General features: G+C 50.5%; 16 protein-coding genes. 4 read left to right on the top strand and 12 right to left on the bottom strand.

The genetic code is table 11. The features are described 5' to 3' along the window. Positions 1 to 33 precede the first annotated feature (33 nt). Entirely contained in the window at positions 34 to 780 is a 747-nt protein-coding gene (locus tag HWI92_RS20270) for a ThuA domain-containing protein (protein ID WP_204658667.1), read from the bottom strand. 169 nt (positions 781 to 949) lie between these two features. Here HWI92_RS20270 and HWI92_RS20265 point away from each other — a divergent pair, with 169 nt between their 5' ends. Further along, the gene (locus HWI92_RS20265) at positions 950 to 2,134 is read left to right on the top strand and encodes a hypothetical protein (RefSeq protein ID WP_204658665.1); all 1,185 of its coding nucleotides are present in this window, start codon (positions 950 to 952) and stop codon (positions 2,132 to 2,134) included. 19 nt (positions 2,135 to 2,153) lie between these two features. Here HWI92_RS20265 and HWI92_RS20260 read toward each other — a convergent pair whose 3' ends face one another. Further along, entirely contained in the window at positions 2,154 to 2,510 is a 357-nt protein-coding gene (locus tag HWI92_RS20260; protein ID WP_204658663.1) for a winged helix-turn-helix transcriptional regulator, read from the bottom strand. Between the two features lie 79 nt (positions 2,511 to 2,589). Here HWI92_RS20260 and HWI92_RS20255 point away from each other — a divergent pair, with 79 nt between their 5' ends. Further along, complete coding sequence (locus tag HWI92_RS20255) at positions 2,590 to 3,477, top strand: NAD(P)H-binding protein (protein ID WP_204658661.1); 888 nt, start codon at positions 2,590 to 2,592, stop codon at positions 3,475 to 3,477. Positions 3,478 to 3,524: 47 nt separating this feature from the next. Here HWI92_RS20255 and HWI92_RS20250 read toward each other — a convergent pair whose 3' ends face one another. The 3 genes from HWI92_RS20250 to HWI92_RS20240 all read right to left on the bottom strand — a co-directional run bounded on the left by HWI92_RS20250 (position 3,525) and on the right by HWI92_RS20240 (position 10,992). After that, positions 3,525 to 6,959: a PVC-type heme-binding CxxCH protein gene (locus HWI92_RS20250; RefSeq protein ID WP_204658659.1), complete on the bottom strand. Its 3,435-nt coding sequence runs from the start codon at positions 6,957 to 6,959 to the stop codon at positions 3,525 to 3,527. Positions 6,960 to 7,069: 110 nt separating this feature from the next. Continuing rightward, complete coding sequence (locus tag HWI92_RS20245; RefSeq protein ID WP_229248386.1) at positions 7,070 to 8,284, bottom strand: GDSL-type esterase/lipase family protein; 1,215 nt, start codon at positions 8,282 to 8,284, stop codon at positions 7,070 to 7,072. 230 nt (positions 8,285 to 8,514) lie between these two features. After that, complete coding sequence (locus tag HWI92_RS20240; protein WP_204658657.1) at positions 8,515 to 10,992, bottom strand: malectin domain-containing carbohydrate-binding protein; 2,478 nt, start codon at positions 10,990 to 10,992, stop codon at positions 8,515 to 8,517. Positions 10,993 to 11,511: 519 nt separating this feature from the next. Between HWI92_RS20240 and HWI92_RS20235 the strand changes: the two genes are divergently transcribed. Continuing rightward, the gene (locus tag HWI92_RS20235; RefSeq protein WP_204658655.1) at positions 11,512 to 11,682 is read left to right on the top strand and encodes a hypothetical protein; all 171 of its coding nucleotides are present in this window, start codon (positions 11,512 to 11,514) and stop codon (positions 11,680 to 11,682) included. A gap of 1 nt (position 11,683) precedes the next feature. Here the strand turns inward: HWI92_RS20235 and HWI92_RS20230 are convergent, their stop codons facing one another. The 5 genes from HWI92_RS20230 to HWI92_RS20210 all read right to left on the bottom strand — a co-directional run bounded on the left by HWI92_RS20230 (position 11,684) and on the right by HWI92_RS20210 (position 17,041). Beyond that, positions 11,684 to 12,637, bottom strand: coding sequence for a D-2-hydroxyacid dehydrogenase (locus HWI92_RS20230; protein WP_204658653.1), 954 nt, complete (start codon positions 12,635 to 12,637; stop codon positions 11,684 to 11,686). A 15-nt stretch (positions 12,638 to 12,652) separates the two neighbouring features. Then, positions 12,653 to 13,501, bottom strand: a complete 849-nt coding sequence (gene ypfJ, locus HWI92_RS20225) for a KPN_02809 family neutral zinc metallopeptidase (protein WP_204658651.1) — start codon at positions 13,499 to 13,501, stop codon at positions 12,653 to 12,655. An 89-nt stretch (positions 13,502 to 13,590) separates the two neighbouring features. Next, positions 13,591 to 14,028 (bottom strand): hypothetical protein, encoded by a 438-nt coding sequence (locus HWI92_RS20220; RefSeq protein ID WP_204658650.1) that lies wholly within the window; start codon positions 14,026 to 14,028, stop codon positions 13,591 to 13,593. Positions 14,029 to 14,072: 44 nt separating this feature from the next. Then, complete coding sequence (locus HWI92_RS20215) at positions 14,073 to 15,776, bottom strand: PQQ-dependent sugar dehydrogenase (protein WP_204658648.1); 1,704 nt, start codon at positions 15,774 to 15,776, stop codon at positions 14,073 to 14,075. A gap of 92 nt (positions 15,777 to 15,868) precedes the next feature. Next, complete coding sequence (locus HWI92_RS20210; RefSeq protein ID WP_204658646.1) at positions 15,869 to 17,041, bottom strand: AIR synthase related protein; 1,173 nt, start codon at positions 17,039 to 17,041, stop codon at positions 15,869 to 15,871. 293 nt (positions 17,042 to 17,334) lie between these two features. Between HWI92_RS20210 and HWI92_RS20205 the strand changes: the two genes are divergently transcribed. After that, complete coding sequence (locus tag HWI92_RS20205) at positions 17,335 to 17,832, top strand: C40 family peptidase (protein ID WP_204658644.1); 498 nt, start codon at positions 17,335 to 17,337, stop codon at positions 17,830 to 17,832. Here HWI92_RS20205 and HWI92_RS20200 read toward each other — a convergent pair whose 3' ends face one another. Both HWI92_RS20200 and HWI92_RS20195 read right to left on the bottom strand, forming a co-directional pair. Beyond that, a complete protein-coding gene (locus HWI92_RS20200; protein ID WP_204658642.1) occupies positions 17,833 to 18,714 on the bottom strand; it encodes an NAD(P)-dependent oxidoreductase in 882 nt (293 codons plus the stop codon). A gap of 54 nt (positions 18,715 to 18,768) precedes the next feature. Next, positions 18,769 to 20,382 carry an acyl-CoA carboxylase subunit beta gene (locus HWI92_RS20195; protein ID WP_204658640.1) on the bottom strand — a complete coding sequence of 538 codons (1,614 nt, stop codon included), beginning with the start codon at positions 20,380 to 20,382 and terminating at the stop codon, positions 18,769 to 18,771. Positions 20,383 to 20,453: the final 71 nt, after the last annotated feature.

Below are 20,453 nucleotides of genomic sequence, written 5' to 3'. Positions count from 1 at the left end.
TTCCTATTATCAAACTAAGCAGTTATAGAGCCACTACTTCATCCCTTTCCCGGTAGCGGCCCACCAGATTCCTCCGTACAAATGATCCAGAAAAGATTGGTCTGAGTACACGAGTCCGATGTGCCCCAATCCCGTGTAAAATGCGCGGCCGCCGTCGAAATTGTGGTACCACGACATCGGGTGCTCGGCGCCCATGCCGGTCCCCTGGTTAGTCTTGGGATCGTAAGTTTTTTCGTCCAGCGTGATCAGGATTTTCAGGTCATCGGCATTGTATGGTTTTTTGTACTCGTACCACTCGTCTGTCCACAGCTGGCGCTTTGGAAAGCGTTCGAGACCTGGAAAATTGCTGTCTTTCACATCCAGAAACGCGGTTTGCTGCGCAGGGTGGGTTTTGAAATACATACCTACCAGCTTGCCGTACCATGGCCAGTCGTACTCGGTGTCGGCAGCGGAGTGAATGCCGACAAAGCCTTTTCCACTCTTGATATATTTTTCAAATGCTGCCTGCTGCTCGGCATTCAAAATATCTCCCGTCGTATTCAGGAAAATGACCACCTGGTAGTTTGCCAGATTTTTCTCGTTAAAAACATCTGCACTCTCTTGCCAGTCGACCGAGAAGTTGTGGCGGGATGCCAGGTTCCTGATGCCTGTTACGCCCTCGTGAATAGAAACGTGGTGGAAGCCGGCTGTTTTTGTAAAAAGTAATGCTTTGAACTGCTGCGCCTGAGCCGTAAAAGCTGCGGCGAGAAGCAGGGTCAGGGATAATAGTTTTTTGAACATAGCGATCATTAATCAATAAAATGTACACGTTTAAAAGCGGAATGTACCTGCTTTTCTCCTTTCCCGCGGCCAAAACAGATTTACTTTTCATCATCCCGCCTGAGTAACCGGCAGTTAAGATTTCAAAACAATCCTTTATTTTGTGTGAAACCTCTCTTCCTGTCTGTTTATGATCTTTCGCTACCTGCAACTTTGTGTGCTGATTATCCTGGCTGCGCCCGCACTTGCCCAGATTCAGTTTGAAAAAGGATATTTTATTGATGACCAAAATCAAAAAACCGAGTGCCTCCTCCGTAATGTGGGATGGGAAAATAATCCTCAATCCTTTCGTTACAAGTTGAGCCCAACAGGAGAAACCCTCACCGGCTCAATCGACCATGTGAAGGAGTTCGGCACCGAAAACGGGATCACTTATATCCGCGACCAGGCCAGGATCGACGAGTCGCCCACAGACGTAGGTGCGCTTTCGCATGATCGTAATCCGATGTGGGCGGTGCGGATGGTTTTTCTAAACCGGCTTGTCCATGGCCCTGCCAAATTGTTCCTGTACCGCTCGGGTAATCTGCGCCAGTTTTATTATCAAAAAGGCGACTCACTCATTGTGCCGCTTGTTTACAAGCAATATATCAATGACGACGGACAGGCCATGTTCAATTACGGCTTTCGGCAGCAGTTGCTTAATGATGTCAATTGCGGGGATATTTCCCAGAATAGTCTGTCACGCCTGACTTACCGTGAGGGTGACCTGGTTTCCTTTTTTCAAAAATACAATGCATGTACTGCACCCGGCGCCAAACCTTTGCTGCAACCTGAAAAGCGCGACGCCCTGCACGTCAAAGTGACACCAGGCTTGAACCTGAATATGCTTTCCACCGACCAGTTTACATTCAGCAACGAAGGAAGCCGCCATGCTACGAGCCCGGCATTTCGGATTGGACTGGAAGGTGAGTATGTTCTGAGCGTCAACAGGAACAAGTGGTCGATACTGGTTGAACCCGTGTGGCAGCATTACCATTACAAGCTCAATGTGGTCAACACAAACCTGAATGTGCAGTTCTGGTCGGTAGATGTAGTTGCGGGCGCACGCCACTATTTTTTCCTGAAAAACAATAGTAAGCTGTTTGTCAATGCCCTGGGCGTACTCCGTACCATAACAGGCACTTCCAAAAATGCAGCGCAGCAAATGGAGGTTTATACCAACTGGTTTTACTACGCTGCCGGCGCCGGGTTGGCAAGCAACCGTTTCAGTGCCGAAGTACGTTACAATAGCCCTGTCCCCTTCCGGTCGAGCTACATGCGGATTGATGCCGAACATGCCCGGCTTGCGCTGGTGCTGGGTTACAGGCTTTTCTGAATGCGCCGGAGCTGGTCCGCTACTGCCGCGTCATATCCCTCGCTGCCCACTCCGCCATGGCATTAATTACCGTCCGCAGCTCGTGGCCGGCTTCTGTGAGCGTGTAAGTAACATGAGGGGGAACTACGGGCCTGGATTCCCGTACCAGGAGCTTGTCTGTTTCAAGCTGCTTCAGATGCTGGATCAACATTTTTTCAGTAATGTGCGGCATCGCTTTCCTGATTTCCGAATATCGCTTCTCACCGCTCAGCAGGTGATATAGAATGATGGGTTTCCAATGCCCGCCGATCTTATTCATTACATAAGTTACCGGACATTCCTGCATCACGATCTCCCGGTTTACATTGTATGTCGAGCTTTCCTTGATCTTCGTCATGATACATACTTTGGGGTAAGTACTTGTCAAAAAGTATGTACAAAGTTAGCTTTGTCCCAACAAAAAACAACTTGAAACAATGAAATATATCATCACCGGATCATTGGGCAATGTAAGCTTACCCGTGACCAAAAACCTGGCAGCAGCCGGACACGACGTGACTGTTATCAGCAGCAATCCCGATAAAAAAGCAGAAATTGAAGCACTCGGTGCGCATGCGGCGATCGGATCTGCCACAGACCAGGAGTTTGTTACCCGCACATTCAGGGATGCCGAAGTGGCTTACCTCATGATCCCCAGCAGCTTTGCGCTGACAGACTATAAAGGTTTTCAGCTGAAAGTAGCGGATGCTTACCTGCATGCATTACAAGGTAGCCAGATCAAACATATTGTGGTGCTGAGCAGCCTGGGTGCCCACCTGCGCGAAGGTGCGGGGCCGATTGATGCCCTGGGCTATCTGGAAGAAAAACTGCTGCAAATCCCGGGCTTGAACCTGAATTTTCTGCGCCCGTCTTACTTTTTCAGTAATTTGTTCAGCCTTGGCGGGCTGATTCAGCAGGCAGGTATTGCAGGCAATAATTTTGGTGATACAGACGAAAAGCTGGTCCTTACCCATACTGACCACATCGCTGAAGTAGCTACCGAACAATTATTAAACCTTTTCACCGGGCATCATATCACAAACATCGCCAACGATGAGCGCCACCCCAGCGAAATCGCCACAATCCTCGGAAAAGCAATTGGAAAGGAAAATACGCCCTGGGTTACGTTCAGCGACGAAGATGCATACCAGGGAATGCTTGGTGCAGGTTTGAATGAAAGCTTCGCTTCACTTTATGTTGAAATGGGCCAGGCTTTACGCAGTGGTAAAATGCAGGAAGAATACTGGAAAAACCGTCCGGTACCCGGCAGCTACAAGCTGGAAGACTTTGCCAGGGAGTTTGCGGGAGCCTTCGGGCAGCATTGATATAAAACAAAGGCCCGGCGTCTGCCGGGCCTTTGTTTTATCATTTCCTATCTCCCCATCTTCAGCCGCGTCTGTGCGCCGCCGGGGGCATCTTTTAATTCTACTTTCAAACCCTGCTGCTTCCATGCTTCCCTGTCGATCAGCAGCGTAATCGAATGCATTCCCTGCGGGAGGTCGGCTGTGATATTGCCTTCGGAAAACTTCAGAGGCTTTGTATCGGCAGTTGCAGTAATCCCCGCCGGTGCGTTGAATGCCAGGGTCACATTGCCTTTTGTCAAAACTTCCACATCAAACCTGGCCACACTTACCTTTTTGCCGCCGGAAGTTACCTCAGGCAGATCGCCCACAGGCAGCTCGCCGGAAACCATACTATAAACCGGAGCCCATGCAGCTTTCGCGTTCCTTACAGTTTTACCCGTCACCGCGCCTGCATTAGACGTTGTTTCCCACCGGCGCACATACCGGTTGGCTGATACCCGGAAGTCTCCCGGCTCACCCATCCTGGTCAGGAAACCAACCAGGTTAATAAACTCAGTCTGATCCAACCCTGCGGTAAGTCCCGGCGGCATGAGCGAGCCAGGCACTTTTTCCATGACCTGCACCTGACTTTTCGCAATAGATACTTCCTTGCCTGTAACATCACGAATCACAATATCATTTGCCCCGTCAGAAGCAAGGTAACCCATCAGGTCAGAGCCGTCTTTTTTTACAACCCGTTTCAGATCGTAGCCTTCCTTGATCGATAGGCTCGGATACAAAATGGAGCGGATAATGGTCTCGGCAGGCGAGCTGGTACCCAGGCTGCTCAGGTCAGGACCGATCAACCCTCCTGCACCGCCAATGGCATGACAGGTCGTACAGCTGGACTCTGCCCGCCTGAAAATCTGCTCTCCTTTTACCGGGTCCGCCTTCTCGGCTACCAGTTTGGCAAGCCCGGCAATTTGCTGATCGTCCAGGTCCTGCGGCATTTTCTGGGTAGGCATTGCTCCACCCGACGTTTCCAGCGCATTTTTCAAAGCAAGTACTTCGTCGAGGTTCTGGCGTGTCCATCCGGCGCGCTGCTGTACCAGCTGGCGACCACGCTTCGCAAATCCTTCCGGTATTTTCTTGGTCCCGATGGCCTCGGCCAATGCTGCACTACCTTCATTGGTAGGAATAAATGCCAGAAAAAATTCAGAAACATCCGTGTCAGCCGGCAATGTACGCAGGAGCTCGGTGCCTATTCTTGCACCTTCCTTCGGATCAACCGACGCGAGCTGAGAGGCAGCAATCAGTCGTACCTCAGCTGGATTTTTCGGTCCGGCAAGGTCTACCATCAGCTGCTTTGCTGTTGACTGGTCAATGCCGGCCAATGCACCCAACGCGGCTTTTTTTGTCGCCGGCTCCCCGGTTTTGATCAAGTTGATCAGCTTTCCGCTCAGTTCATTCAGTTTCCACAAACCAATCAGCCGAATTGCAGCCCCGCTCACTGCTTCGTCATCATTTTCTATAAACTCAGCAATACGTGCGGGATTTTTATCAGGTTTAAGATTACGCTGGCTTGCTGCTTGTTCCAGCGCTGCCAGCTGTGCCGCTGCATTTTTGTCTTTGTTCCGGACTGTAATATCCAGCAAGGTATTCAGCTCATTCACCTGGCCGGTGCGCGAGATACTTGCAAGTACATCTTTCTGGTAATCTTCCGGTACCTGACCTTTCTGGTAGAGCTGTACCAGTAATCCGGCAGCGTCCGGCCCGGTCGCAGATTTCAATGCGTAAGCTGTCTTTTTTGCATCACCCAGAAACTCCGGCTCTGCCTTTATTTTCGACAGCCATACCGGTTCCAGTTCGCGAACAGTTTGCCACAATGCAAAGTCCAGGAACTCATCCATAGGCTGATCCAGTACCATCAATGCGGCTTTTGCGCCATCAGCAGTTTTGGTTTTACGCAATGCAATCACGGCTTCCATTCGTACCTGCGGATGTTCGTCCCTGACCGCTTTGGACAGCGTTGCGGGAACACCTGTCAGCTGCGGGTACCACAGTTCCAGGGCACGCAAACCGGCAGCACGGACTTTATGATCTTTGGCACTTAATACTTCCTGTAAAATCGGCTGGTTAACCGTTTCCATAGTCTGGTAAACCCAGAGTCCTTCAAGCAGATTATGCTCGTACTGCTTGTCATTTTTATCCAAAGCAGCAACCCACTGCTGCAAAGCCGGAATTACCTCCTTTGCACCTTTTGCTTTCAGTACCTGCTTGGCCTGCAGGCGCGTCCATTCTTCGGGCAGTTTGAGTGCTTCCAGAAGTTCCCTGACACTGGCTTTTGTAAGCTGAGGCTTGGGTACCAAAGGTCGGTTCTTGGCTACAATGCGCCAGATGCGTCCATGCTGCTGATCACGGCGCGGATCGTGAAAATCTACTTCTCCATGCTGAATAATCGGGTTGTACCAGTCGGCAACGTAAATGGCGCCATCCGGACCTACATTGATGTCCACCGGTCTGAAAGCCACATTATCCGACCACATCAGGTCATCGGTTTGTCTGGAAACGTAACCTGCCCCCTGCTCTTCCAGCTTGAAGCTGTTGATACGGTTTGCGCGGAAATCGTTGGTGATCATGCGCTCCTGCCAGGCATCAGGCAAATGTTTTCCTGAAACAACATCCAGCCCGCTGTGTTTGGGCTGGCCGGGGTTAAGCCCGCGCAGGATACGCGCTGCACCCGGCGCTGTCACGAAAGTGGCACCGGGAAAACCATAGTTGATCCCTTCGCCTCCTGCACCGTCGGTCAGGAATGATTGCCCCCAGCGGTCAAACTGCAGGCCCCAGGGGTTTACCAGGCCGCGTACATACACCTCCATGTCCAGGTTCCGGGTGTTCAATGCCCAGGCACCTCCGCCTTCGAGCCGGCGGATCCCGAAAGGTGTCTCCACGTGGCTGTAAATATAGATCGACTGATTGAAATACATCCGGCCCTCGGGACCCCAGCGGAATGTATGAATGAGGTGGTGGGTATCACCGGTACCAAATCCATTGAGGACGCGACGCTTTTTATCGGCCTTACCGTCGCCGTCTGTATCTGAAAAATGCAGGATTTCAGTTGAGTTTGCCACATAGCAGCCGCCGTCACCCGGCAGTATACCCGTAGGCTGGATCAACCCTTCTGCAAAAACAGTAGACTTGTCGGCTTTGCCGTCCCCATCGGTGTCTTCCAGGACAAAAATCTTGTCATTGGCGGACTCCCCTGTTTTGAGATGCGGGTACACAGTGCTGCTCACAACCCATAGCCGTCCCTCGGCATCCCAGTTCATCTGAATGGGCTTGGCCACCATCGGGTCTGAAGCAAATAATGTAACTTCAAATCCCTCCGCCAGTTTGAATGATTGAAGCTCTTTCTGCGGATCCGGATCGGGGTCTTCTTTCACGTTCCGGTATTTGCTGGAGGAAGTTGCCAGGAGCATGGTGGCAAGCAATGCTGCTCCGTATATTGGTTTGGTGATTTTCATACCTGGACTTTCGGCAGTCGGCTGTCCGGCCTTCGGCCTTTTAAATTTGATAATTTGATACGCTTACAGAAATACAGGCTGGCAGCTGAGAGCCGGCAGCCCAAGTTTCCCTACTCCACTTTCTTCAGCTCATAAACAGTTTCTTTCGGCACACTCTTGAGTATGATCTGCCCTTCGAGCCATTTGATCAGGATATTCTGCTCTTCCAACCCTTTCACGTGGCGGCCCTGCTCATATTTGCGGAAGCCGATGATGTAGGTTTGGTTCAATGGCCGATACTGGAAAAAGTGCAGCTCATTTTTGCGGTTAACCATTTCCTGTATCCACCTGGTTTGTTCAAACTGAGGTCCCTGCGCGATGGCAATGCCTTTGGCCCATGCACTGGCCGAGCCGGATGCTACCTGCTCATTGCCTGCCATCAATGCATAAAATCCTTTTTTCAGACCTGAAACGATGACTGTCCGTGCATTGTCCATCACCTGCGAGCCAGCCGGAGCGGGCAGCGGCAGGTACTTATCGATCACATTGAACTTCGCAAGCACGGCATTTCCGTCGAGCGGCAGTATCCTTGCATTGGACGCCTGCGGGCCGCCTTTTCCCAGCGTGATTGTGGTGGTGGCAGGTGCTGCTTCCAGGCCTAATGCTTTTTCCAGAATTTGGGCCAGGTGAAAATAGCCTAGCTCATTCAGGTGGACGGTATTCTCAATGATCTGCTCTTTTTTACTCAGCTCATCAATGGACTTGTAGATATCCACAAACATTTTTCCACGTTGTGAAGCCACTTCTGACAGGGCCTGGGAATACAGCTGCAAATCCGCATTGCGCTGAGCAATATGTTGGGCCGTATCCGGCGACATCACCGGGATGGTAGACAGCAATATGGTTTTGGCACCCAGCCCGTCGATCTTGTCGATCAGCTTGTTAAGCCCTTCTTTGAAGTGCGGCAGGCCGGCCATCCCGTCCTGAGCTTCCACGCCTCCGTAGCCCAGCACTACAACCGTGGGCTGGGATTTGGTAAGGTCCTCAATCAAATGCTCGTAGGGAGTAGGCGGGTTGGTGTAGGTACTGCGGGCTTCGCCCCACACATTGTCGCCCGTCCAGCCCAGGTTCCGGAAGGTGATACCTTTGTCGGGATTGCGGGTGGTAAGCATGGTTTCGAGGTAACCATACTGAAAATCATTCTCGAAAACAGAGCTTCCCAGCATGACAACCCGATCCCCGTCCTTCAAATCCAATGCTGCGGGCCTGGTTTGTGCGAGTGCGCTTTTACACAACAAAAAGCAAAGCATCCACAGCCACACAAAAGCAGCGTTTGCTTTTTTCATCTTAATACAACTCATTTTAAGGGTTTTAGGTAAAATATAACGCCGGAACTATCTGCAATGGTAAGCAGTGACGCTTTTATTTGATTTTTCCAACAACATTATAAAGCGGAACTCGCAGGGAAAATAATGTCCTGCCGGTAAAAAGCGCCCTGTTTTTATCAGTACCCCCAAAAAGAAAAAAGCCCGGCCCGGAAAATCCGGACGGGCTTTAAGGTTATGGGAGTTTAAATTCAGAGTTTAATAATCTTGTAGGTCACTTTCGAGCCGTCGGTCTGGCTGATCTGGACTACATACATACCTGCCGGCAGGTTTTTCACATCGATGCCGGCTGCGGGCACTGCATTCGCGCTATATATCACCCTGCCCACTGCATTCAGCAGCTGAACATGCTGAACTTTGGCCCAGTCAGCAGCTTTGATGGTCAGGTGATCTGCCACAGGGTTAGGATACACGCTTACAGCCTCTCCACCTTCAAAAGTCAGGCTTACCAGCTTCGAATGTGCAGATGTTTCATCGAAATCGATCATTTTGAGGCGGTAAAGGTTTTCTCCTGCCAATGGATTTGCATCGGTAAAGTTGTAGGCAAATTCAACTTTGCTTTCGCCCTGCGCTGCTACCGAACCGATTGTATTCCATGTCTTACCATCCCCACTCCGCTCAATGTCGAAGCTTTTGCTGTTGGTTTCTGCCGAAGTACTCCATGCCAGGGATGCAGTAGATCCTTCTTTGGTACCTTTGAAGTCGATCAGCGTCACAGGCAGCGGCGATCCGATCTTGAAGATTTCAAGACCTGCCAGCGCAAGGCGGTTGGCGCTAGGCGTGAAGTTCATGTTCAATGCCCCGCCCGAAACCGTTACATTGAAATCCTTCACAATGGCAAAACGGTAACCTACTTCATTGAAAATATCCAAGTTGCTGATCACCTGCTCGCCTTCGATGACACCATTGAATACGCGTGAGCCCTGGGAAGGGAAATAGTTTTCCACAAAGTGCAGGCGAAGCATGTAGTCACCATCAGCCATAGGAATGTTATAGCCGGTTTGTGCGAGGTTTTCCTGAGCGGAAAGATAAGTCTGGTACAATGCATCCCAGTCGGTACCTGCCACGTCAGACTGTACCATCTGTGCATCTTTCAGTGCCGAGCCTGTGCGGTACGGCTGATCCGGCTCAAATTCAAAACCGCCCACAGTTACCGGAGTATCCATACCTCCCTTGATCCGCTTTACTGCTTCGATCACCTTACCGGCCGGATTTGCATTACCGTACAATGGTACACGCAATGGAGATTTGGAGCTGGTATAGTAGTAAACCAGTGTCGCATTTTTAATCCCGGCAGTTTTGGGATTAAATTTTACATCCACGCTGTGCGTAGCTTGAGGCGCCAGTGTTTGTGAAGAAGATGGTACTGAAAAGTCAGAAGCATTGGGACCAATGATCCGTATACTTTTAATCTGCACTTCAGGATCACTACCATTGCTGTAATTCTGTCCGGTATTCTGAACCGTCACCGATCTTGTTTTGCTTTCACCTACCTGTGCCGGATCAAAGTACACGGCCGAGCCGGTAGTAGCTGAGAGTACCGAGTAATTGGCAGGACCCGTCTCAGGTCTTACATTGGTGATAAAGTACATGTTATCCTGATAGTCATAATTCGTAAAAGACACATCGATGTAGTCGTGGTTTACGAAATATGCATTGGGGATCACGTTTCCGTTTGCGTCAATCGCTTTGAGAAAGCGGAGGCCGATCAGGTTGTTTGCATTTCTGGTACGGTCAGAATAGGAGTTACCTATACGTATACCGAAAGCGCCGGAAGGCTCAAAGGTTCCATGTGCCAGGTTGGTTGAGTTTCTTTCTCTCGGGCTCAGGCTTTGTGCATCTTTACCATCATGGGTATACAGCGTTGTCAGCGTGTTACTGCCTTTTGCGTAATACCGGAACGACTCCACTGCGGTGCAGCAAGAGTGGTAAGCTGCAAGCTGGTACACTGTCACAGGCATATTCGGGTCGGCACGTACAAAGTGCGGCGCAAGCACTTCGCTGGATCCTTCCACGATGGTAGAACCCTCATTACCATTATCTGCCTGGTTGTATCCTGTTTTGGAAGTGAAGTTAAAAGCGCTGATAATTTCCTGCGCATAAGGCTCGTTTTTACCTTCGCCTTCGTACTGCCACAAGCCCATCAGCGACACCTCTTTGGAAGGTGAGAGGGCATCGTCGCTGCTGATTGTGAGCAGGTCTTTAAACACCTTTACCCGCGTCCCAGCGTCTACTGCGATGAATTTGATGATAACTTCGCGGTTACTTCCGGGACTGATGTTGATCGGATACGAAGGATTGGTATTACCGCCTACCGAAACGATTGTCCAGGCTGCAGGGTTTGAGAGCGTAAGTCCGTTCAGCCGGAGTGCGCCGTAGCCACGGTTGTAAATCTTCAGTCTTACCTGATCGTGGTTCTCGTTAAAAGGAGTCTCGGGATCTGTTCTCCGCCAGGGGATCTGGATGCGGGAAAAAGTTAGTTCATCGTTGGCCGGAAAGCCGTCCATGTTTTGCAGGACCAGGTATCCGCCTTCTGCTACCGGGGAAGCGGCTGCGGCTTCAACATCAGGGGCAAAGCTGCCCAGCATTACTGCGAAAAGAACGGCCAGGGACGACCGGAAGAGTTGCTTGCTTACAAATTGTGCTTTACGAAAATAAAGTTCTACCATCTCCATTCATTTTTAACTGATTCCAACCATTTGACAATATATGTTTCCTTGCAGAAGCCGGCTGCCTGGCAGCGGGCTTCGTTGATTTCCATTTCCTCTGTCATTCCAATTTTGTCAGGGTCAGTTCCGTCAAAAAGAAGACGCGCAGCAGGATCATCAGGCATGAACCGGAGCAGCGCGAAGTTCTCAGAGATAGAACAACTATTACATTGCTATAAAATAATTGACATAGCAACTATCCTGCAATGTGACCAAAATACCCTTAAATAACATTAAGAAAAGACATAAAGCTGACAAAAACACCCGTAAAGCAGGCAGTGTTCAGGGGAGTTCAAAAAGAGAAGATTTTTACTTATTGAAGCTACGCACCGGGCTTTTTTCCAAAATAATTATGCCTGCGGGCACAATTTTTTATCAATCGGCAGAGTTTTTTGGAACCTTTTTTGTAAACATGCTGATCCTCAGCAGAAGTTGTAATCGGGCATAGATATTGGAGTGTATTTTACAAAACACCATTTCATGCCAGCGAAGAAAAAAAGCCACAGCAGTAAAAATCGCCTCGGGGTTAAAAACTCCCTCGTCAACAACATTAATGCCCGCAAAAAAAAGGGCATTTCCCGCTCAAAAAAGAAGAAGACGGTAAACAGCAAGTCCTATAAAGACATGCAAAATAAGTGGGGAAAGAAGTAAATCAGGATACCACATTCTGCGGATCTCCTTTTTGAAAATGCGCAATATTAGCGGCTACCATCACCAGTAAACGTGACCTTGCCTCGAAAGTAGCCCAGGCTACGTGCGGCGTTATCACACAGTTTGAGGCAGACAGCAAAGGGTTATCGGAAGCGGGAGGCTCGGCAGACAATACATCGAGTCCGGCACCCCTGATAAGTCCTTTGTGCAATGCGTCGGCCAGGTCCGACTCATTGATCAAAGGACCTCTACTTGTATTAAGAAGGATTCCGGTAGGCTTCATACGTTGGATCCTTGCAGCATTTACCATCCCTTTAGTATCCTCTGTGAGCGGACAATGCAAACTGATCACATCGGCGTTTTCAAACAATGCATCCAGTGTTACCATCTCAATATGAGCATCCGTTGTTTTACCCGGATCTTTGCGGTAAGCGATGGTTTTCATTCCAAATGCCTGCGCAATCCGCGCTACCTGAGAGCCGATATCACCCAGCCCCACAAGCCCCATCGTCTTTCCCGCCAGTTCTGTCAGCGGTGACTTCCAGTAGCAAAAGTCCTGTGCCGACGCCCACTCTCCCGCAAATACACTGTCGCTATGCATTTCGGGCCGGTTCATGAGGGCGAGCAACAGGGCAAAAGTTTGCTGGGCTACCGAGGCAGGGCCGTAAGCTTTTACATTGGTTACCGTAATTCCAAGTTGGCGGGCCGCAGCGGTATCCACATTATTATAGCCGGTCGCCATCACGCCTATATACTTTACTGCCGGCAGCTTTTTCAGCGTTTCTGCCGGGAGTATTACCTTATTGACCAGCAACACCTCAGCCTTGCCAGCCCGCTCCACAATTTCATGCGGAGCAGAGCGGTCGTAAATGGTAACTTGGCCCAGCTTTTCGAGAGGCGCCCAGCTAAGGTCGCCGGGATTCAGGGTATAACCGTCCAGGACTACAATATTCATTAAGAGAGTGCTTGGTTACTGAATATCCTCAAATCGACCCTGATTCAGGTCTCCGGTATCGTACCCTTTTTTAAACCAGTACATGCGCTGCTCTGACGTACCGTGGGTAAATGCATCCGGCACGACATACCCCTGCGATTCCTTCTGCAGCTTGTCGTCCCCGATTGCATTAGCAGCTTTGAGCGCAGCTTCCAGGTCTCCGGGTTCAAGGATCTTGCTCATTTCATTGGCATGGTTGGCCCATACACCCGCAAGAAAATCGGCCTGTAATTCAAGTTTTACAGAAAGCTTGTTATACTCAGCCTCGCTCAAACGGCCACGCTGCTGCTGCATCTGTTCCGAAATTCCCATCAGGTTCTGTACATGGTGACCTACTTCATGTGCTACTACATACGCCACAGCAAAATCGCCGGGTGCCTTGAACCTGTCCCTGAGCTCATCACAAAACTCAAGGTCGATATACACTTTGTGATCGGCAGGACAATAAAACGGTCCCATCGCCGAAGAGGCACCGCCACACCCGCTTTGGGTCGCATCTTCAAATATCTGCAGTTTCGGGTTTTCGTATTGCGCATCGTTGCGCGAATAAATGTCGCCCCATACCTCCTCGGTACTTCCCAGCACTTTGGATACCAGGTCGGCTGTACGATCGTCCGGACGGGGCCCGGGAGGGCGCGTCGCACTTTGCTCCGTCGACTGACCTCCCTGAAGGTTGCCTAAAATAACAGACGGATCCTGCCCTGTAAGCAGGCCGATAGCCAGTACAATAATAGCGCCGATGCCGCCGATCGCGAATTTGCCACCGCCCGACATTCCCCGGCGGTCTTCTACATTCCCACTTCTCCGTAAATCTTGCCAACGCATATGATTCTTCTGTTTTGGGTTATGATGATATAGCAAAAAGCGGAAGAGCATTCTGTTTCTCCCGCTTTTTGAATGTACATGAATTAATACTATTTACGTAGCCCTTTAATGACCAGTGCCGTTACAATGCCGCCTGCCAGGTACCAGGCCACCGTCAGCAGCTTGGTGGTAGTGGTCCTGTTTACGGGCTCATCGTCCAGCCCCATGGGCCTGGTAAGCGTGAGGGCACCCAGGCCTGCAGCCAGGCCGTAGCTTGCGCCGAGCAGCAGCAGGTTCTTTTTCTTTGCAGAGCCGATCATGCTATAATATAATGAATTGCTCAGCAGGTCACTGGCTAGCGTAACTGCGTACAATGCATTGCCTTTGGGCGGATTCAAACCGGCGAATCTTGCGGTTTTGGAAATCGCCTCTTCTCCTACTTCATGGATATGCGGTGCATTGCCAAACAGGTGCCGGGCACCTTCATGCAGCAGGTTCAATGCTACTGAACCGGCCACACCTGCGGAAATGTTTTCAGCTGCTTTCATAGATGCATTTTTAGTTTTGCAAGAGAATCATAAAATTCCATGCCTTATTTCAGCACCAGTACTTTTTGCTGTACCACGCTATCCTGTCCTGCAAGCCTCACCACATAAATGCCGGGCGCCATACCGGCAATGGAAATACGCAGCGGAACTGCTGAACTGACGATTTCACGTTTTATCAAAACCTGCCCCGAAGTACTCACGAGCTCCACAGACCGGAAGGAGCCGCCGGCATTGACATTCAATATACCATTGTCAATCAGTGATGGCAGTACAAACAGGTCGTCATTACCCGCCGCCTGAACAGGAATAATGCGTGAGTAGCTGAAAGTCTGGTCTGTATCAATCATTTTCAGACGATAATATAGATCCGACTTTGCAGCGGTATTGTGTGAAAATGTATAGCGGGAGCCCGACTGGGTGTTCGCACCTGCAACATTGCCCGCCTTTTCAAAGGTTTTCGCATCGGTACTGAACTCAATATCAAAACCCTGAAAGTTTTCTTCAGAAGCCGTTTCCCAGGACAGCTTTACCCCTTCAACGCTGCGTTCCCCTGAAAAACTGGCCAGTCGTACGGGTAGGATTATTTCTGCGGAAATGCTGTAAACCGCACCATTGGATACTGCATAAATTTCTCCGTCCTCATCCTCCCCAAAATCGGTAATGCCGGTAAAACGGGATGTCTGATACTCTTTGACACTACCGTCAGCAGCTATTTTGTGGATGTCGCCTGAGAAATAATCCGCACCAATGTAGTAGCCCTGCATGGGCCATTTTTTTCCGCGGTATACTACGCCGCCTACAACTGACTGTCCGCGCAGAATGCCTGTCTGGTAAGTATAAACAGGCATCGTATATGCGGATGCCTCGTCGCACCCGGTCAAATCGGCTGTGGGCGAAGGACTATCACCTTCAAAGCACCGCCAGCCGAAGTTTGCGCCCAGGGCTGCATTCTTTGACAGCTGATTAATTTCCTCCTGTGCACCCTGACCTACATCCCCGATCCAAAGGTCATTGGTTTCACTGTCAAAGCTCCAACGGAAGGGATTTCGTAAACCCTTGGCAAAAACTTCATTACCATAAGGATTACTGTCGGGGATCGTGTATGTATTATTCTGGCTGTCAGTAGGTGTTACGTCAATCCGCAGAATTTTGCCCAGTAAACTTTCATTGTTTTGCGCATTGCCGGGGACATCATTGGCTCCGCCCCCATCGCCCGTGGAGAGGTACAGCAAGCCGTCTTCTTTGTTAAAATGCAGCTCGCCCCCATTGTGGTTTTTGTTGACGGGATGCGGAATCTTCAATATTTGCTGGCGTACTACCGAAGTAATTGCATCGGCAGCAGGGTCAGAAGCCGTATACCGGGCGAGTACCAGGTCGCCGGCGAGGTCGGTATAGTATACAAACAGCAATCCGTTGGAGGCAAACTCCGGATGAAATGCAATGCTGAGCAATCCTCCCTCACCCACACTGCTTACGGTGGAGTCGGGTGCATTCATGTTCAGGTAAACACCGGGAGCATCAGGCTGCCCGGGCCTGAAAACTTTGATTACGCCTCGTCGCTCTGCGATGAAAAGACGTCTGCTGGCGTCACCGGCGTGGGTCAGCTGCATGGGAAATGTGAGGCCGGAGATGACCGGAATAGTATCAATGTTGATTTTAGGAATTTGCGCGGCCACAAACCCCGGCAATCCAATACAAAATTGCACGGCCACGACCATAGCAATTTTCAATACGGCGAGTTTTTTCATCAGCACGAGTATTTTAGAAAGTTGACGAACCGGTTACAAAATAGTTGTAACCGCTATTTACCCCTTTGTAAAATACTTGTGCCTGTCAGGACCTACTGATAGCGGAACTCGCCTGCCTCGCTCCGGATCGTCAGGCTTTTATGCTCAGCCGCTTCTACCCGTCCGATTACCTGTGCTTTAATCCCGAATGAATTCGAAATACTGATAACCTGAGCAGCATATTGCTCGGAAAGATAAATTTCGAGCCGGTGCCCCATATTGAACACCTTGTACATTTCCTGCCAGCTCGTACCGCTTTCTTCCTGTATCATCCTGAACAATGGGGGTACCGGCAGAAGGTTATCTTTGATAATGTGAAGGTTATCAACAAAATGTAGAATCTTTGTCTGAGCGCCTCCGCTGCAATGTACCATGCCATGTATATGCGGCCTGATCTCATCCAGCAGCGCCTTGGCTACGGGTGCGTAGGTGCGTGTAGGCGACAGGATAAGCTGCCCTGCATTGAGCGTTGTTCCGGGTACAGCGTCTGTCAGCCTTTTTGATCCGCTATAAATCAATGCATTGTCTACTTCCGGATCAAAGCTCTCGGGATATTTTGAAGCGAGGTACTTGCCAAGTACGTCGTGACGGGCGGAGGTAAGCCCATTGCTGCCCATCCCACCATTATAGCTTGTCTCATAGGCTGCTTTCCCGTAAGATGATAATCCTACGATCACATCGCCCGGACGGATGTTTGCATTGTCAATCACTTCCGAGCGCCGCATTCTTGCAATGACAGTACTATTGACCGTAACAGTGCGCACGAGGTCGCCCACATCCGCTGTTTCGCCCCCGGTGCTGTAAATTTCCACCCCATAGCTGCGCAGCATTTCCAGTACCTCCTCGGCTCCGTTGATGATCTCGGCGATCACCTCCCCCGGAATCCGGTTCTTGTTGCGGTCGATGGTCGAGGAATACAGCATCGGCCCCAATGCGCCCACGCAAAGCAGGTCATCGGTATTCATCACGATCGCATCCTGCGCAATGCCTTTCCATACTGAGATATCGCCGGTTTCTTTCCAGTAGAGGTAAGCCAGGGAGGTTTTGGTACCCGCACCGTCGGCGTGCATGATCGTACAATAATCAGGGTCACCGGCCAGGGTATCAGGCACAATCTTGCAAAATGCTTTTGGAAAAAGCCCTTTGTCAATTTTTTCGATTGCCTTATGCACATCTTCTTTGGATGCCGATACGCCGCGTTGCAAGTAACGGTCGGTGGTGTTCATTGGAGCAGAATTAGATGGACCGGGCGCTGCCCGAAAACACAAAAGTAGGAAAAAACACGGGGCGATTGAAGCTCAAAAAGGCGTTTGCGACATTGTTAAAGCTTTACTTTAACCTGAAAAGGATTTGTTATATAAGCCCAGCGATTTACAAATTATATGGATTTTTAATACAAAATAAGAAGCTAAATGATGCAAAAAAGACGTTAGCTTTATGATTCAATGGTTTTTTAACAAAAAACAATACGGACATTTTCCTGATCCGTAAAAGTCTGGTAACAAACCTTCCTGCATTCATGCGCGTGTCTTTTTCAAGGTTATTTGTACTCGTACTGCTCAGTACCGCAGGCATTCATGGCGTAAAAGCCGTACATGTACGCACAACTGTCAAAGCAGACAGCAGTCATTCAGAAAGTGCCATCGTTAACTTTGCCGTCAAGCATCTGCACATCCCTTACCGCTCCGGCGGAACTTCTAAAAAAGGTTTTGATTGCTCGGGCTTTGTACGGTACTGTTTCAATAAATGGAACATTACACTGCCTCATTCCAGTGCAGCACAAGCCACGCACGGTGCGGAAGTGAACCTGGACGATGCCCGGCCGGGCGACCTCATATTCTTCAAAGGAGAAAGTGTAAAAAGCAAGAACATCGGCCACGTAGGCATTATCACCGATGTCGCACCCAATTCCATCCGCTTCATACATTCAGCATGGAACGGTGGAATCCGGTACGATCTGCTTGATGCTTCTTATTACCGCAAGCGGTTTGTGGCTGTCAAAAGGCTGCTCGACTGATCAGGACAGGCCTGCATCATCCGACGCACCCAGCGCCAGCGCACCCCAGTCGAGGTCCTCACGCCCTTTTGCCAATGCAGCCACAAAGCGGTTTTTCAACAAATCGGCGAGTGGCATAGGCACGTGCACGTCGGATGCGGTTTTTAAAGTAAGGTTAATATCCTTCAAGCCCAGGGGCAACCGAAATGCGGCAGGCTCGTAAATATGACGGGCCACGATTTTACCGTAATTCTGGAAAATAGGTGCTGCAAAAAGGGTCGACGTAAGCATTTCGTAGATCTTCTGCCGCTCGATACCATTCTTTTCGGCCATCGTGAATGCTTCTGCCATCATTTCCATGCTTGCCGCAATCATAAAGTTGCCTGCCAGCTTGACCACGTTGGCCGCACCCGCATCTTCCCCAAAATCAAAAACACCTTTCACAAACGTCTGCACAACAGGACGGATGCGCTCCTTGGGGGCTGCTTTACCCGACAGGCAGATATTTCCTACCGCCGACTTCACAGCTTCCGGACGTGCGAAAATGGGCGCAGCCACATACCCGACCCCGAACTTTTCGTGCGTCTTTTCGAGAAAGCGCGCAGCTTCCGGCGAGATCGTGCTCATGGAAATATGTATCCCTCCATTGCCCAGCTTTTGCAGTACCTCCTCGGAAAATGTATCCTTTACAGCAGCATCGTCGGACAGTACCGATATCACCAGCGCACCCGGCGTAATGGCTTCAACGGGGCTTGCGGCTAGTTTCGCGCCCAGCTTTGCCAGCGGATCGGCTTTGGCGGCAGTACGGTTCCAGACGGTGAGCTCATAGCCTGCATTGATCAGACTTTCGGCTATGGGCGAGCCCAGGTTGCCCAGGCCAAGAAATGCGATTTTTTCGGACATTTTTGTTTATATGTTTGTAAAAAAATGTGTTTAGCTGGATTCAGGGCACAAAAATCAAACCTGGATCACCCCTACATTGAACGTTGCATCGGAAGGCGCCTGATTGGCTGCGGCAATGCCGGTTGAAATAATCCGGCGGGTATCTGCCGGGTCAATAATCCCGTCCACCCAAAGGCGTGCAGCGGCGTAATATGGGGACAGTTCGGCATTGTATCGCTGGGTAATCTGGTCCAGAAGTTGCTGCTCGGCTGCTTCCGTCATGGTTTCACCTTTGGCCTTCATGGTGGCGGTTTGTACCTGCAAAAGGGTTTTTGCAGCAGTAGCACCGCTCATCACCGCCATTTGGGCAGTAGGCCATGCATAGATCAGCCTTGGATCATAAGCTTTGCCGCACATGGCGTAGTTGCCCGCTCCATACGAGTTGCCCACGATGAAGGTAAATTTCGGTACAACGGAATTAGCCACGGCACTCACCATTTTAGCCCCATCCTTGATAATGCCCCCCTGTTCGGCCCGGCTGCCCACCATAAAGCCTGTCACATCCTGAAAGAAGAGCAATGGTATTTTTTTTTGATTACAGTTCATGATAAAACGTGCCGCTTTATCAGCCGACTCATTGTAAATGACGCCGCCCATCTGCAGTTCACCCTTACCCGAGCGCACCATTTTTCGCTGATTGGCCACAATACCCACTGCCCAGCCATCAACCCGGGCATAGGCACATATCAGTGTTTTCCCATATTCGGGCTTGTACTCGTCCAGGCCGGGCGCATCCACGATGCATTCGAGCAGCGGCCGCATATCGTATGGTTTGAGCCTGTCGGCAGGAAGGATGCTGTAAATTTCCTGGGGATCCCGGGCGGGCAATTGTGCAGGTACCCTGTCGTACCCGGCATTCGCCGGACTACCCAGGCTGCTGATCCGTCTTTTAATGGCATCAAGGCAGGTGCGGTCGTCGGCGTAACGGTTATCAGTAACGCCGGAAATATTACAGTGCATTTCGGCCCCACCCAGGGTTTCGGCATCCACATCCTCCCCGATCGAGGATTTGACCAGAAAAGGCCCCGCCAGAAAAAGGGAGCCGGTACCTTCCACGATAAATGCTTCATCGGACATGATGGGCAGGTAAGCTCCCCCGGCCACACAGCTGCCCATGATCGCGGCAATCTGCACGATTCCCATGGCGGACATTCGTGCATTGTTTCTGAAAATACGGCCAAAATGCTCCTTATCCGCGAAAACCTCGGCCTGCAGTGGAAGGAAAATACCCGCACTGTCGACAAGGTAAATGACGGGGAGGCGGTTTTCCATGGCGATTTCCTGCGCGCGAAGGTTCTTCTTGGCGGCAATCGGGAACCAGGCGCCTGCTTTCACCGTGGCATCGTTCGCGACAATCATGCATTGACGGCCCGCCACATACCCGATACCCGCCACAACCCCGCCGGAGGGGCTTCCTCCTTCCGCTTCGTACATCCCTTCTCCGGCAAATGCACCGATTTCCAGAAAGTAGCTGCCTTCGTCAGTCAGGTGATCAATGCGTTCGCGGGCTGTAAGCTTACCTTTACGGTGGTGATCGTCGATCCGCTTTTGCCCTCCGCCGAGTTTTACGCGCTCGTAATTGCGGCGAAGCTCATTGAGCATTTGCGTCAGGCTTTCCTCGTTGGTCATGATGGTGCGTATTTTTCTAAAAATAAAAAGTCGTTTGCGGGTAAGCAAACGACTCGTATCTGATCTTCAAT

It is taken from the genome of Dyadobacter sandarakinus, from assembly GCF_016894445.1.
Classification (GTDB): domain Bacteria; phylum Bacteroidota; class Bacteroidia; order Cytophagales; family Spirosomataceae; genus Dyadobacter; species Dyadobacter sandarakinus.
Note: the sequence above shows the minus strand (reverse complement) of the source record. Positions and strands in the feature narration are given on the sequence as shown.